Source organism: Pseudoxanthomonas japonensis (assembly GCF_010093445.1).
GTDB lineage: Bacteria > Pseudomonadota > Gammaproteobacteria > Xanthomonadales > Xanthomonadaceae > Pseudoxanthomonas_A > Pseudoxanthomonas_A japonensis.
Genome location: NZ_PDWW01000032.1, coordinates 26,800 through 43,335, shown reverse-complemented (window position 1 = coordinate 43,335; position 16,536 = coordinate 26,800). Strand labels below are relative to the sequence as shown.

Here is a 16,536-nt window from a genome sequence, read left to right as displayed (position 1 = left end):
TATCGGTGGCAGGACCGCCCTGGTACCAGTTGGTCTGCAGCATGATCCCGTAGTAGTAGCCGCCGCTGATCTCCAGGTTCGACAGCCGGCTGCCCGAGGCCGCCGGGTCGATCTGGATGGTCACCGTATCGGCCGTGGTGATCGCGCAGTGGATGCGCGCCTTGCCTTCGCCGGCGTAGGTCTGCAGCGTCATCTTCTGCCGCAGGCGTACATCGCACTCGTTGTAGGTGCGGTTGTTGGCCGGGGCGCGCAGGGTGATGGTGTCGCCGGCACGGCCGGCGCTGATCGCGCGCTTGACCGTGCGGTAGGGGTTCTGCAGCGTGCCGCTGCCGCTGCTGTCGTTGCCCGACGTCGAGACGAAGTACTCCGCCGACAGCGCGGGGACACTCACGCAAAGACCGGCGGACAACAGAAGGACCGGGAACAGGGAACGGGGACGCAGGGGGGCGATAGCCATGAAAGCTCCGTTAAAGCGTGACAGCGCCCCCTGTTGCGCCGTGACCATTTTTGAAAAATCATTCAAAATCAATCATTTATGATCGATTTCGGAGGGGAGTCTAACACGCTAGACTGAGGTTGCACATGACAGGGGGTGGCCGGATTGTGTTGCGTTCATCGTTTTTGAACGCGCACGTACGTGCACCCGACGAACGGACCTTCGGGGAGGCGGTGCGGAGAGAGGGCCTGCGCGCGCCGGCGACCGCGATCAGGTGGCCGGAAACTGCGCGCGCATCCACGCCGAAAAACGCGTGTTGAGCCGCAGCCGATCCTTGCGCTGGAAGAAGGTGTGGTCGCAGTCCGGCCAGTACTCCAGGCTGACCTGCGGCGCGTCCATGGCCACGCCGAAACATTCACGCGCCTGGCGCGCATGGTTGAAATAGCGGAACGCGCCGCCGGTGTAGACCAGCAGCACGCGCGCATCACGGGCGGACAGGCGCTGCAGCCGCGCGACCGCTTCGTCGGGCGACGGGAAATCGCGGAAATCCCCTTCGTCCAGCGCGTGCTCACCGTCTTCGTCGCGCTTGAACAGGCGCCCTACCCTGCGCATCACCTTGCCCGCGTCGAGCAGGCCTGGCCCGTAGCGGCGGATCTTGTAGCCGGTCGTGCGGTAGGCATAGCCATCCAGCAGCACGATACCCGCCACGCGCGCGTTGCCATCGGCAAGCCTGAATGCGTCGTCCGCACCCGAGCAGATGCCGGACAGGACGAAGCGGTCGACACCCGTCAGCCCGGTGACCAGCTGCATGGCCGCATCCGCTTCCTGCTGCTTCAACACGGGTCCGGGACTTGCGCCAACCGCGTTGGCGCTGTCGCCACGCCCGGACAGGTCGAAGCGCAGCACCACGAAGCCGCAGCTGGCCAACGCACGCGCGAGTTGCGCATAGACACGGAATGGACCAGAACGCTGCACGAGCCCGGCATTGAGCAGGATCACCGCCGGCCGCCCCTCCGCGATCTGGCGCGGCCGCGACAGCACGCCGACCAGACTCTCGCCGAAGACGTGCGCCGTCTCGATGATGCCCCCTTCCTGCAGCATGTTTTCCCCTGAATGCGACACCATCATCCCCACTCGCCTGCCTCGGCCAGACGGCCCGCCAGTTTGGCCACGCCACGGCGGGGGAACACCTGGTTCTCGAACTGCGCGGGATCGTTCCAGTCCGGGGCGTCGCCGGTCTCCAGCGGCCACCATTCCGCACGCACACCCTCGGCGACGCGCCGCTCGATCCACGCCTGCGTCGCCGGCGACAGCGTCCACCCCGTCACCAGCACCCGACTGCCGGGAGGCAATGCAAGGTCGCGCGCGTCGGTGGCCTGGAGTGCGTGCAGGAACGCCGCGTCCAAGTCGAAGCCCAGCCGTTCGTCCTCGTCCATCGCAGGCGCCGCGAACGGGTAACGGCCGACGTCGTCGACCTGCGCACGATGCATGCGCTCCCAGTCGTCGCACATCGCCGCGCCGTCCAGCACCGGCTCCCACAACACCAGATCGACCGGCGTGCCGGCACGCGAGGCTGCCAGCAGCACGCCGAGCGCGCCACTGCGCAGGCACAACGTACGGGCACGTCCCTGCGCCTGCGCCTGCGACCACGCCATCGCAGCGGCGGCGTCCTGCGCCAGCCCGTCCACGGTCATCTGGTGCGCGCTGCCGCCCGCATCGCCGTTGCCATACCAGTCGAAGCGCAGCGACGCGACGCCGGCGGTGCCGAGTTGCTCGCACAGCTGCCAGAGCGCGCGTTGGGTGGAAATGCCTTCCTGCAGCAGCGGCGGCGCGACGGTCATCGCGCCGATCACCGACGTGCCGTCGGCGGGCACGTGCCGGATACCGAACAGGGTCCGTTGCGGTGGACCGAAATACAGCGGTTGCAGCATCAGCGCGAGCCACCGAAGAGACGGGCGATGCCGCGCAGCATACTGCGTCCCCAGCCGGTCTTGCCGCGCGCGCCCGACACCTGGGGTGCGGGCAACGTCATCGCGATCTGTTCCAGCGTCTGTGTGGCCAGCGGCATGAGCTTGATCCGGAAGCCGGTATCGCGCGCCACCCGGTTGGCCATCTGCACGGCCAGCATCGAGTGTCCGCCGAGATCGAAGAAATTGTCCTGCGCCGACGCCGGCATCGCCAGGATGTCCGACCACACCAGCACCATGTAGGAGACGCGCGGATCTTCTTCGCCCGTCGTCGGAGCGGGAGCCGCCGCCACCGGCGTCGCGACGGCGACCGGTGCGGCCGGCAGTGGCAGCGCGTTGCGGTCGACCTTGCCATTGGGCAGCAGCGGGATCGCCGGCAACGTCACCAGGTGCTGCGGCACCATGTAGCCCGGCAAGACGGCGCGCAGGCCGGCCAGCAACGCGGCCGCATCGATGCGCTGACCCGTTGCCGCCACCACGTAGGCGACCAGCCGGACGTCGCCGGGCCGATCCTCGCGGACGATGGCCAGCGCTCGCGCGACCGACGGATCGTCGGCCAGGCGTGCTTCGATCTCGCCCAGCTCGATGCGGTAGCCGCGGATCTTGACCTGGTGGTCGAGGCGACCCAGGTGTTCCAGCACACCGTCGCTGCGCCAGCGCGCGCGATCGCCGGTCCGGTAGAACGTGCCGCGCGGCGACAGCTCCGAGGAATAGCGGTCGGCGACGAACTTCTCCGCGGTCAGCTCGGGGCGTCCCAGATAGCCCTGGGTGACGCCCAGGCCGCCGATGCACAGCTCGCCCACCACGCCGGGCGGGCACAGCTGCCCACGCGCATCGACGATCCACACGGAGGTGTTGGCAATGGGCCTGCCGATATGGAGGTCAGGACTGGCCGTCGCCGTCGTTTCGACGCGTGCACAGGTCGACCAGACGGTCGTCTCGGTCGGCCCGTACATGTTCCACAGCGCCGAACAGCGCGACAGCAGCGCCGTCGCGAGATCCTGCGGCAGCGGCTCACCACCGCACAGCGCCTTGAACGGGCTCGCGCCGGTCCAGCCCGCCTCGAGCAGCAGCCGCCAGCTCGACGGCGTCGCCTGCATGGCGGTGATACCGCGTGCATCGATCAGCGCCGCCAGCGCCGCGCCATCGAGCGCGTCCTCGCGGGACGCGATCACCACTTCGGCGCCAACCGCGAGCGGCAGGAACAGCTCGAGCACCGCAATGTCGAACGACGTGGTGGTCACCGCCAGCAGGCGGTCGTCGGCCTGCAGGCCGGGCTCGCGCGCCATGCTCGCCAGGAAGTTGACCACGGCGCCGTGCGGTACGCAGACCCCCTTGGGTTTGCCGGTGGAACCAGAGGTGTAGATGACATAGGCGACCGAGTCCGCGTCGCCCAGCGAGGCGTTGCCGATCGCCTCGACGACGGGCGCCGCCTCGATCGCTGCGGCGTCGGCATCGATGCGCAACAGCTTTTCCTGCGGCCATTGCAGCGGTCCGGCCAGTTGGCCTTCGCTGACGATCAGGCGCAGATCCGCGTCCTCGGCCATGAAGCGCAGCCGGTCCGGTGGATACGCAGGATCCAGCGGCACGTAGGCCGCACCGGCACGCCAGACCGCGATCATCGTCGCCAGCAGGTCCGCATGTCGGTCCAGGCAGATGCCGACGCGATCGCCCGCCACCACGCCACGCTGCGACAGCGCGCAGGCGATGCGCTCGCTGCGCGCGGCGAGTTGCGCATAACTCAGCGCGTGCTCGCCACTGCGCACGGCGGTGCGGTCGGGGCTGCGCAAGGCCTGTGCCTGCAGCAAGGCATGCGCGGTGCCCTCGGCCGGCAGCGCTTGCCGGGTGGCATTCCATTCGCGCAGCTGCGCAGCGTCCTGCGGCGACAGCAGCGCGGCGTCGCCGATTGCCTGCTCCGGGCGCTCGGCCAACGCTGTCAGCAGTGCCTGGAAGCGCTCGCCGATCGCCGCCGCCGCGCCGTCGCTGAAGACGTCCGCGTTGTAGCCCATGGCGCCCGACAATCCCTGCGGATGCTCCAGGAACCAGATGCCCAGGTCCTGCCCTGCGCCCTTCTGGAACATCAGCAGGTGCTCGTGGCGCAGGTCGCCCCACTGCAACTGGCGCGCCCGCACGTCCTGGAACGAGAACAGCGCCTGGTAGATCGGCGAGCGGCTGGGGTCCCGCGCCACGTTGAGCTCCTGCATCAGGTGCTCGAAGGGCACATCCGGATGGTCCAGCGCTTCCACCAGGCCTGCCTTGACCTCTTCCACCAGCCTCAGGAACGGCATGGAAGGATCGAGCCGTCGACGCAGCGGCAATACGTTGACGAAGAATCCCATCACCTTCTCCAGCGCATCGCTGGGACGGTTGCGGAACGGCATGCCGACGACCACGTCGTCCTGCCCGCTCAGGCGGTGCAGCAGCACGTAGTACGCGGCCAGCAGCGTCATGAACAGGGTGGCGCCGACGCGTCCACCGACGTTCCGCAGCGCACTCGTGGTGGTGCTGTCGACGTGCACCCAGCCGGTGCCGCCCACGCCGCTCGCCCTCGCGGGACGGGGCTTGTCCTCCGGCAGTTGCAGCGGTTCCAGGCTGCCGGCGAGGTGCGTGGTCCAGTAGTCGACCTGCCGCTTCAGGGCATCGCCTTCCACCTGCTGCCGGTGCCAGGCGGCGAAATCGCCGTAGTCCGTGTCCAGTGCCGGCAACGGCGAAGGCTTCCCGGCCACGAACGCCTCGTACAGCGCCGACATTTCCGCGTAGAAGATGTCGAACGACCATCCGTCCCAGATGGCGTGATGGGTCATGAAGTAGAGGACGTGGTCGTCATCCGCGAGCTTGTACAGGCGCGCGCGGAACAGAGGCCCCTGGTCCAGCACGAAAGGCTGTGCGGTCCGTGCCTCCAGCTCGGCCATCAGCGTGTCCATGCGCTGCGGTTCGGCGAGATGCGAAAGGTCGGTCGCGGGCAACAGCGACGCATCGACCTCGTCGAGGATCTTCTGCATGGCGGATTCGCCGTGCGGCACCAGGATCGTGCGGAGCGATGCCTGCCGCCGGACCATTTCCTGGAAGGCGCGCTCCAGCGCGTGTACGTCCATCGGGCCGTGCAGACGGTGGGCCGACGGCGTGTTGTAGGTTACCGCGCCCGGTTCGATCTGCTCCAGCACCCACAGCCGCTGCTGCATCAACGTCATCGGCGCGAGGGTGCGATCGTCGAGCCGCGGGATGGACAGCACGCCGGAGGCCCGCTCCTGCGAAGGCACGCTGGTCTGTGCGCGCAGCGCCTCCGACAGCCCGCGCGCGGTGGGCGTATCGAACAGCTGCCGCAGTGGCACCGACACCTCAAGCGCACGACCCAGGCGAGCGCATAGCTGCGCGGCCAGCAGCGAATGCCCGCCCATCTCGAAAAATCCGTCGTCCATGCCCAGGCCCGGGCGCGCCAGGACGTCTTCCATGGCCTTCAGCACCTGCGCCTGCAGGGCATCGGCCGGACGCGCGGTGGCCGGCGCCGTGCCGGACGCGGATGCAGCCGCCGGTTGCGCTGCCACGGGTGCCGGCAGCGCCTTGCGGTCCACCTTGCCGTTCGGCAGCAGTGGAATCGCCGGCAACCGCACGACATGCTGCGGCACCATGTAATCCGGCAGCCGCTGCTTCAGGTGCGCGACGAGGGCGGCATCGTCCACCGGCGACGCTGCTGCTACCACGTACGCGACCAGGCGCACGTCGCCGGGACGGTCTTCGCGCGCCATCGCCACCGCGCGGGACAGCGACGGATGCGTCAGCAACTGGGTCTCGATCTCGCCCAGTTCGATGCGATAGCCGCGCACCTTGACCTGGAAGTCCAGGCGACCGAGATGTTCGAGCTGGCCATCCGCGCGCCAACGACCGCGGTCGCCGGTGCGGTACAGCGTCGGGGCGGGAATGCCGGTGCCGAAGCCTCTGCCCGCGTCGGCGAACGCATCGGGCAGGAAGCGGTCAGCGGTCAGTTCCGGGCGCGCCAGGTAACCCGAGGTGACGCCTTCGCCGCCGATGCAGATCTCGCCCGGCACACCGCGCGGACACGGCTGGCCGTTCCCGTCGAGGATCCAGACCTGCGTGTTCGCGATCGGATGACCGATATGGATGTCGGGCAACGCGTCCTGCCCGGCCTGCACGCGCATGACCGTGGACCACACCGTGGTTTCGGTGGGGCCGTAGAGGTTCCACAGTTCGCCGCAGCGTTGCAGCAGGGCCTGCGCCAGGTCCGGTGGCAGCGGTTCGCCGCCGCACATCGCCTTGAAGCCGGCGCGGCCGGTCCAGCCGGCTTCCAGCAGCAAGCGCCAGCTCGCCGGCGTGGCCTGCATGGCGGTGGCGCCGGACGAGGCCAGCAGCGCCGCCAGCGCTGCACCGTCGATCACCGTGTCCTTGCCGGCGACAACCACTTCCGCGCCCACGCTCAGCGGCAGCAACAGCTCCAGCACGGCGATATCGAAGGAGAGCGTGGTCACCGCGACCAGGCGGTCGTCGCCCGACAGGCCGGGCTCGGCCTGCATGCCGGTGATGAAGTTGGACACCGCGCGATGCGGCACCTGCACGCCTTTCGGGCGGCCGGTCGAACCGGACGTATAGATGACGTAGGCCGCCGACTCCGGATCGGCGGCGCCAGCATCGCGACCGGGGCGCGTGTCCGGCAGCAACGCCAGCTCGGTGGCCAGTGCATCCAGCGCCAGCACCGGCCGGCCGCGCAGGTCGAAGCGCGCCGCATGGTGGGACTGCGTGACCAGCGCAGCGAGACCGGCATCGCCCGCCATGAAGGCCAGACGATCGGCGGGGAACTGCGGATCCAGCGGCACGTAGCCGGCACCCGCCTTCAGGATGCCCAGCAACGAGGCCAGCATGTCGGCGCCGCGATCGACCGCCAGGCCGACCAGCGCCCCCTTATGCACGCCCTGGCGCCGCAGCCATTGGGCGATGCGGTTGGCGCGCGCCTCCAGCTGGCGATAGCTGAGCGCGCCATCGTCGGCACGGATCGCGGCACGGTCCGGCGTGCGGTCGCACTGGCGCTCGAAATGCTCGTGCATGCGGCACTCGCGGTCGAACGCGACGGGCGACGGCTGCAGGGCCGACAGCTCCGCGCGCGACGCGGCATCCACCAGCGGCAACCGCCCGATGCGCTCGTCCGGCGCCTCGGTCGCCGCACGCAGCAAGGTCTCGAACGCCGCCAACCAGCGGCGCACCGTGCGTGCATCGAACAGGTCGGTGTTGTACTGCGTTTCCAGCCGCAGCATGCCGTCCACCTGCACTGCATTGATGGACAGCTCGAAGTTCTCGCACGCGCGCGCATTGGTGGTGAAATCCAGCGCCAGGCCAGGGAAACCGGATTTTTCCTGATCCAGTGCCTGGTCGATGTTGAACATCACGCTGACCAGCGGCAGGCGGGCAGGATCTCGCGCGACGTGGAGCTTCTTCAGCAGCGTGCCGAAGGTGTACCGCTGGTGCTCGATGGCATCCAGCAGGGTCGTCTGCGCGCTGTCCAGCACGTGCGTGAAGCCGTGCCCGGCCTGCAGGTCGAAGCGCAGCGGCAGCAGGTTGACGCAGTGCCCGACCAGATGGTCGTGCCCGTCGATGGACTGGCCTGCCGCGGGAATGCCGACGACCACGTCGTCCTGTCCCGCGATGCGCGACATCAGCGTGGCGAACCCCCCCAGCAGCGTCGCGAAGAGGCTGGCGCCCCGCTTCGCGCCGAGGCGACGCACCGCCGCCACCAGCTCGGCATCCAGCAGATGATCCTCGCGCCGCGACGCGAAGGTGCGACGCGCCGGGCGCGGACGGTCGGTCGGCAGCTCCAGGACCGGCAACGAACCGGCGAACTGCGCCAGCCAGTAGGCCTCGTCCTCACGGAACTGCGGCCCCGCCGGATGCAGGGCTTCGGCCAGCGCGTAGTCGGCGTAGCGGTCGGTCGGTGTCGCCGCGACACCGTCGGTGTCGCCCGCGTAGGCGGCCCCGAGTTCGCGGACGATCACCCACCACGACCAGCCATCGCAGACGATGTGGTGCGCATGCATCAGCAGCACGTGCTCCTGCGCATCCGTCTGCAGCAGCTCCGCGCGGAACAGGCGTCCCTGCTCCAATGCGAACGGCGTTTCCACCCCGACGCGGCGACGCTCGGCGAGTTGCTTCTCGCGCTCTCCGGCAGCAAGCCGGGACAGGTCGGTGAACGGCAACAGCAAAGGCTCGTGCTCCAGCACGCAGAATGTCTCGCCATCCGGCCCGAAACTCGCGCGCAGGGCGTCATGCCGTTCCACCACCACCTGCAATGCCCGCTGGAGCCGACCGGCATCCAGTGGTCCGCGCAGCCGCAGGGACACCGACTCGTTGTAGGCCAGCGAGGCGTCTTCACCCAACTGGGACGCGAGCCAGACCTCGCGCTGCGGTTCAGTGGTCGGCACCACGCGCGTCAGGGCGCCGCCCGCGAACGGGTCGTAGTCGACGGGCACGGGTGTGCCGCGTGGAATCGCCCGCACGTCGTTCACGCATCCACCTTCATGTAGCGGCCAGGCGACTGCGGATTGGGCACGTACCACGCCGGCCGGCCTTCCGGATCGCGCCCCAGACGAGCGCCCTGGACAACGGGCTTGCCGGCATCCATCTCCCTGCCTGACGGCGCCTCGCCGCCCGGCAACAGCCTGGCTTCCTGCAGTTCAAGCACCGCCTCCTTCCATGCCTGCGCGATGGCCTGGAAGTCGGCCTCGCTGTGCGCGGTGGTGAAGAAGCACGGGAAGTTGTCGAGGATATGGATGCCGCGGCTGCGCATCATCGCGAACAGCAGGTCCTGCAGCGGATGGTCTTCCTCGAAGTGCGTACGCCACAACGAGGCGAAATGCCTGATGCGGACCGGCGCGCCGACCTCCGTGGCGAACGCGTTCAACTCCGTCGCCATGGCGGCGGTGCGCTCGTTGACACGCTGCTGCAACGCAGGCCCGTGTTCCTTCATGTGCAGCAGCGAAGCCTTCGCGGCCGCGAGCGTCAGCGGGTGGCGCACGAACGTGCCGGCGAAGTAGGTCACGCCGGCCGGCGGAACGGAATCGTCGCCGTACTGCCAGTAGCCGCCGTCCAGCGCGTCCATGAATTCGCGCTTGCCCGCCATCACGCCGATCGGGTAGCCGCCACCGACGACCTTGCCGTAGGTGCACAGGTCGGCCCGGATGCCGAACAGCGCCTGCGCGCCGCCCGGGTGCGAGCGGAAGCCGGTGATCACTTCGTCGAAGATCAGCACCGCGCCCGCCTCTGCGGTGATCCTGCGGACTTCCTGCAGGAATTCGACCGGCTGGAAGTCGGGGCGACGGCTCTGCACCGGTTCGACCAGTACGGCGGCCAGCTCATGCGCACGCTCGCGGATGATCTCCAGCGTCTCCGGCGTACCGTAGTCCAGCACCAGTACCTTCTCGGCGGTGTTGCGCAGGATACCGGGGGCGGCGGGCACGGCCCGCAGCTTCTTGGTGCCACGCACGATCACTTCGTCGTTGATGCCGTGGTACGAACCGGAGAACACCACGATGGTCTCGCGGCCGGTCGCCGTGCGCGCGATGCGCATCGCACCCAGCACCGCCTCGGAACCGGTGTTGCACAGCGCCGCGCGGTCGTGGCCGGTAAGTTCGCAGACCAGCTTCGACACTTCGCCAGCCAGCGGATGCATCGGTCCGATCTCGTAGCCCTGGTCGATCTGCTGTTTGATCGCGTCGACCACGAAGTCCGGCTGCCAGCCGAACAGGCTGGTGCCGAAGCCGTTCAGCGCATCCACGTACTCGTGGCCATCGATGTCCCATACGTGCGAGCCCTTCGAGCGCTCGACGACGATCTGGTACACGATCTCCTTGGTCAGCGGACGGAAGCCGGTGACCACGCGCGGATCGGCCATGTGCTGGCGATGTTCCTGCGTATAGGCCTTCGACTTGGGCGTACGCGCGGTATAGCGGCGGATGAAGCCGTCCAGCCGCTCGCGCTGGTGCGCGTCCAGCTCGGTGCCGCTGTTGGCGTCGATGCGCGCGATCGCGCCGAAAGCCTTCTTCACGTCGTAGCGCGTATGCGCGAGCGCCGCCTCCTCGTCGGACGGCACGCTCGTGGCCTGCGCCGCGGGTGCGTTCGATGCCATCACCGGCGTGGCGGCAACGATGGCGGATGTCGCGGCGACCGGTGCCGGGGCAGCCGGCAGGGCGGCGGAGGTCGCCGAAGCCGTACCGGCCAGCAGCGCCAGCTGTTGCTGCATCAACTGCATCTGCTGCGCGATCAGGGAGCTCAACGCATCCCCATGAGCCAGCGGCTGTACGGGCATGACGAAGGCAGGCGCCGACGGCAGCGACACCGGCATCACCGGCGCTGTCGCCACGCCCGGTGCCGTCGACGGGACAGCGGACACCGCTGCAGCCGGCGCGGCCTCGGCCGGCAACTGGGCATCCAGCCCCTGGGCCAGCCGGTCGAGGCTGGCGTACTCGCCCATGAGCTGGCGGAACGTGATCTTCACCGGGAAGGTCTTCTGCAGCTGCAGGGCCACCTGGGTCAGCATCAGGCTGTCCAGCCCCAGCTCGATGAAGTTCGCATCGCCGTCGGCATCCGACAGGTCGAAGCCGGCCACGTCCTCGAAGACCTCCTTCAGCTGCGCCGTGATGCGCGGACGGCGATCGACGGGGGCGGCAGGCGAAGCGGTGTCGGGGCTGGCGGACATCGGAAACTCCGGAATTGCGGGGGCGACGGAAGCGGACGGGGGAACCAGGGCAATGGCCGCGGCGGACTGCGGCTCCACCCAGTAACGTTTTTTCTCGAACGGATAGGTCGGCAGGCGAACGCGCCGGCGGCGAGTGCGGCGGTCGAGCTGGTCGGCCCGCACGTCGACGCCGTGCGTCCAGAGCTGGCCGAACGCAGCCAGCAGCGCGGCATGCTCGCCGTCCGCGTTGTCCGCCAGCGACGCAACGGCCGCGATGCGCTGCTTCTGCAGCAGCGGCTGCTGCCGCGACAGCACCGCCAGCGTGGTGCGTGGTCCGACCTCCAGCAGCACGCGGCCCGGACGGTCGAGCACCTGCGCGATGGCGCTGGAAAAGCGCACCGGTTCGCGCAGGTGGCGCGCCCAGTAGTCCGGGGACATGGCCTGCGCGTCCTGCAGCCAATCCGCGGTCGCGGTGGACAGGATGGGCAGCGACGGCGCGTGGCGCTCCAGTGCTTCGACCTCGGCGCGGAACATCGGTACGACCGCATCCATCATCCCCGAGTGGAAGGCATGCGAGGTCTTCAACGCACGGCAGGCGACGCCCTCGCCTTCCAGCCGCTGCTGGAAGGCGGCGATCGCCTCATGCGGACCGGCCACCACGCAGGTGCCGGGCGCGTTCTCGGCCGCCAGCGAAAGCGTCCCGGGCAACCGTGCCAGCAAGGCGTCCAGCGGCAGGCGCACCGACAGCATGGCCCCCGACGGCTGCCCCTGCATCAGGCGACCGCGGCGCGCCACCAGGCGCAGCACGTCCGGCAGCGCGAACACACCGGCCAGCGCCGCAGCGACGAATTCGCCGACGCTGTGTCCCACCATCGCCGCCGGCACGACGCCTTGCGCCATCCACCAGCGTGCGAGGGAGTACTCGATGCTGAAGATCGCCGGCTGCATGATCGCCGTCGGCAGCAGCGCCTCGGCATCGTCGCCGAACACCAGTGCGCGCAGATCCTGGGCCAGTTCGACATCGAGCACGCGGGCGCAGTCGTCGAACGCCTCGCGGAACGCCGGCTCATGCGTGTAGAGCGCCCGGCCCATGCCGGCGTACTGGCACCCCTGGCCGGGGAACATGAACACCACGTCGCACGCCTGGGCCGGGCGCGACTTCGTGGCGGAAGCGGCGATGTAGTCGCTTCGCAGCTGCGCGACGGCCCCGGCCGGCGTCTCCGCCGCCACAGCAATGCGGTGCGGGAAAGCCTTGCGACCCACCGCCAACGTCCACGCCACGTCGGCGAGGTTGGCGTCGGTGTCGCACTCAAGGTGGTCGGCCAGACGGGCGACCGCGTCGACCAGCGCGACCGGGGTACGCGCGGACAGCGTCAGCAGCTGCGCGCTGTCTGCGTGGTCGGACGGTGCCAGGGGTGGCGCCTCTTCCATCACCACATGCGCGTTGGTGCCGCCCACGCCGAAGGAGCTGACGCCGGCGCGGCGCGGGCGGCCTTCAACGGCGGCCCACGGCTGCAGCTCACGGCTTATGCGGAACGGGGTGCGCGCGAAATCGATCACCGGGTTGGCGTGGCGGAAATGCGCGGTCGGCGGCAGGCAGCCGTGATGCAGCGCATACGCCGTCTTGATCACGCCCGCCGCACCGGCGGCCATCAGCAGGTGGCCCACATTGCTCTTCACCGAGCCGACCACGCAGAAGCCCGTGTCGTCGGTGCTCTGGCGGAAGGCGTGCGTCAGCCCTTCGATCTCGATGGGATCGCCCAGGGGCGTCGCGGTACCGTGCGCTTCCACGTATCCGATGCTGCGCGCCTCCACGCCGGCGTCGGCGTGCGCCATCGCGATCACCGCGGCCTGCCCTTCGCTGCTCGGTGCGGTGAAACTGGCCTTCTGCCCGCCATCGTTGTTGACGGCAGCACCACGCACCACCGCGTAGATCGGGTTGCCATCGGCGATGGCGTCGGACAGGCGCTTCAGCAGGACGACGGCGGCGCCATCGCTGAACACCGTGCCGCTGGCCTCGGCATCGAAGCTGCGCGTATGACCATCGGCCGACAGCATGCCGCCTTCCTGGTAGACATGGCCGCTGCGCACCGGGCAGGTCACCGCGATACCGCCCGCCAGCGCCATGCCGCAGCGGCCGGCACGCAGGCTGTCGATGGCCTCACTGATCGCCACCAGCGACGTGGAACATGCGGTATGCACGCTGATCGCCGGACCGGTGAGGTTCAACTTGTGCGCCACGCGCGTGGCGATGTAGTCCTTCTCGTTGCCCAGCATCACCTGGAACGCGCCGAGCTTGTCGATCAGGTCCGGATGGGCCAGCACGTTGCGCTGGTAATAGCTGGCGTTGTACATGCCGGCGAACACGCCCACCGGCACTTCGGTCGCGTCGGGCACATGGCCGGCGCGTTCGATGCATTCCCAGCACAGTTCCAGGAAGATGCGCTGTTGCGGATCCATCAGCTCCGCTTCCTTCGGCGAAATGCCGAAGAACGCAGCGTCGAACATGTCGACGTCATCGAAGATGCCGCGCGCCGCGACGTAGTCCGGCGCGGCGCGGAGCGCGTCGGGGACGCTGGCGTCCAGCTCGTCGGCCGCGAACCGGATGATGCTGTCGCGCCCGGCGCAGAGGTTGTCCCAGAACGCCTCGACCGTGGCCGCACCGGGGAAGCGCCCGGCCATGCCGACGATGGCGATGGGCTCGTGCGCCTGCGTGGCATGGCGTACGGCAAGACGCGACGCGTCCAGCGACTCGCGGCGGTCGCCGGCCATGGCGACGGCCAGTTGCGCGGGGGTCGGCGCGCGGAACAACGCCATCGCCGGCACATCACCCAGTCGCTCGCGCCGCGCCGCTTCCAGCATGCGGACCGCCAGCAGCGACGTTCCGCCGAGGTCGAAGAAGTTGTCGTCCCGTCCCAGGTCTTCGAGATCCAGCATGTCGGCGAAGATGCGGCACAGCGCCGCTTCGGTCGCGTCCCGCGGCGCACTGTAGGTGCCCGCCCACGCCGGTCGCTGGCGGCCCGGACGCGGCAGCTTCTGCCGGTCGAGCTTGCCGTTCGGCGACAGCGGCAGCGTATCCAGCTGCACATAGGCGGCCGGCACCATGTAGTCCGGCAGCACGCCGACCAGATGCTGGCGCAGGCGTTCGACGTCCACCGGCGCCATCGGGTCCTGCGGCGCCAGGTAGGCGACCAGGCGCTTCAGCCCCGGCACGTCCTCGCGCGCCAGCACACCGGCGTCGCGCACACCGGGAAACGCCATCACCTGCGCTTCGATCTCGCCCAGCTCCACGCGGAAGCCGCGGATCTTGACCTGGAAATCCTGGCGCCCGAGATAGTCGATCGTGCCGTCCGACAGCCAGCGTCCGAGGTCGCCGGTGCGGTACATGCGCGCGTCGGCGGCATCGACGAACGGATCGCGCAGGAAGCGCTCGGCCGTCAGGTCGTCGCGCTGCAGGTAACCGCGCGCGACCACCGGACCGGCCAGGTACAGCTCGCCGACCACGCCATGCGGCAGCGGTTGTCTCTGCGCATCGAGCACGTACACGCGCGCGTTGGCGATGGGCGCGCCGATCGTGGGCAGCCGCGGCCATAACCGTGGATCTTCCGGCAGCGTCAACGCCGTGACCACGTGCGTCTCGGTGGGGCCGTAGTGGTTGTGCAGGCGGCAACCGGGGAGTTGCTCGAAGAAGCGCACAATCTTCGGCTCGATACGCAACTGCTCGCCGGCGGTGATGACCTCGCGCAGCGCGCAGTCGAGGCGGTGGCCGTCCGGCTGTGCGGCGAGATGCCCCTCCAGCCCTTCGGCCAGCATCTGCAGGGCGAAGTACGGCAGGAACATGCGTTCGACACGCTGCCCGACGATGAACTCGAACAGCTTGCCCGCGCTCATGCGGGTCTCCTGGTCGATCGTGAGCAGCGTACCGCCGGTGGACAGCGTGGCGAATACTTCCTGGAAGGCCACGTCGAACCCCAGCGCGGCGAACTGCAGCGTGCGCAGTGGCACGCCGTTGCCCGGCTCGCGCACCTGCCACTGGATCAGGTTGACCAGCGGGCCATGCGGCATCGCCACGCCCTTGGGCTTGCCGGTGGAGCCGGAGGTGTACAGCACGTAGGCCAGATGGCCGGCCTCGACACGGGCTTCGCCGTCGTCCAGCACATGCGTCGGCAGCGCGGCCCACGCTGGCGACGGATCGCGCAGGTCGACCACGACCAGGCGATCGGGCAGTTCGCCCAGTACGTCGCGGGCGTCCTGCTCCATCCCGGACATCGTCAACAGCACGCGCGGCTTGCTGTCGGACACGGTGTACGACAGGCGCTCGGCGGGATACGTCGGATCCAGCGGCACGTAGGCGCCGCCGGCCTTCAACACGGCGAGAAGGCCCAGCACCACGTCGATGCCGCGCTCGACGTAGATCGCGACGCGTTCGTCCGGGCCCACGCCGTGCTGCTTGAGCAGGCGCGCGAGCTGGTTCGCCTGTGCGTCCAGTTGTGCATACGTCAGGCGGCGTCCGTCCTGGACCAGGGCGATGGCTTCCGGCGTGGCGGCGGCCTGCGCTTCGAACAGGCGATGCACACCGGACACACGGGGAAACGTCTGGCGTGTGCCATTCCCGTACTCGAGCAGCTCGCGACCCATCGCCTGCGGCACGAGCGCAGCGCGCGCAAGCGATACGTCCGGCGAATCCAGCAGCGATTCGAGCAGGCACGTCCAGTACGCCAGCCATCCACTGAGCTGGCCTTCCGTGTATCCACCCTCGCGGTCGTACAGCGTCGCATCGCCGTCGCTCAGGCGCAGCACCAGTTCACAGGCCGGTGCGGTGGCCGCCTCGCGCGCGTAGCCGGCCGCCGGCACGTCGTCGCCCGCGGACGGAACAGCATCTCCACTCCCTGCCGACAGCGCTGACTGGAGGGCGTCGGCCAGGCCGACCAGTGCGTCCGCGAGTCCGTCGTCCAGCGACAGTGTCCAAGCCACCTGGGGCGCGGTCGACGTCGGCTCCCAGGCCACCCTCAGGCTCGTGGCAGACTCCGCACGCATGCGCGCCACCAGCGCCGCCCACGCGACCACGGCGACACGATGCGCTTCCACGCCGTAAGCCTGTGCCAGGCGGACAAGAGCACCGGGCAGCGCGACGCGCGCCTCCGTGCCGGCACCCTGCCCTTCGCCGCGCCATGGCCATTCCAGCGTTGCGGCCTGCGATCGACGATGGCCTTCGGTGGTGTCGCTGGCAGTGCTCAACGTGATGCCCCCTGGAAGCCGTCCGCGCTTCCTCCATTCTTCCAAAACGTACGGGAAGACTGATTCAGGTCACGACGTGGATTTTCCGCAAGACGCGCGCCGCGGAAGTCGGTTTCCCTCCGCTGTACAGCGACCCCGCCATCGATCCGGATGCGGGCTGGACGACTTCAAGCGCGCCTGTCGCCAGCGCGTGGCTGGCCTGTTCCCCGGACCGGCAC

Annotated in this window: 5 protein-coding genes; all 5 read right to left on the bottom strand. The window is 69.3% G+C overall.

Going from position 1 to position 16,536, the window contains the following annotated elements; genetic code table 11:
• Window positions 1-457: DUF1565 domain-containing protein (locus CSC78_RS17090; RefSeq protein ID WP_162339071.1), on the bottom strand; the 457-nt coding region annotated here is incomplete at its 3' end.
• Window positions 458-706: 249 nt separating this feature from the next.
• A complete protein-coding gene (locus tag CSC78_RS17085) occupies window positions 707-1,537 on the bottom strand; it encodes an alpha/beta hydrolase family protein (RefSeq protein WP_162339070.1) in 831 nt (276 codons plus the stop codon).
• 23 nt (window positions 1,538-1,560) lie between these two features.
• Window positions 1,561-2,367, bottom strand: a complete 807-nt coding sequence (locus tag CSC78_RS17080) for an alpha/beta hydrolase family protein (RefSeq protein WP_162339069.1) — start codon at window positions 2,365-2,367, stop codon at window positions 1,561-1,563.
• Entirely contained in the window at window positions 2,367-8,912 is a 6,546-nt protein-coding gene (locus CSC78_RS17075) for a non-ribosomal peptide synthetase (protein WP_162339068.1), read from the bottom strand. Before CSC78_RS17075 ends, CSC78_RS17080 begins: the two co-directional genes overlap by 1 nt.
• Window positions 8,909-16,318: a polyketide synthase gene (locus tag CSC78_RS17070; RefSeq protein WP_202924212.1), complete on the bottom strand. Its 7,410-nt coding sequence runs from the start codon at window positions 16,316-16,318 to the stop codon at window positions 8,909-8,911. Before CSC78_RS17070 ends, CSC78_RS17075 begins: the two co-directional genes overlap by 4 nt.
• Between the last annotated feature and the right edge of the window lie 218 nt (window positions 16,319-16,536).

Coding starts and splice junctions, on each gene's coding strand:
- CSC78_RS17085 (WP_162339070.1), bottom strand. CDS start 1,537: ATGCTGCAGGAAGGGGGCATCATCGAGACGGCGCACGTCTTCGGCGAG.
- CSC78_RS17080 (WP_162339069.1), bottom strand. CDS start 2,367: ATGCTGCAACCGCTGTATTTCGGTCCACCGCAACGGACCCTGTTCGGT.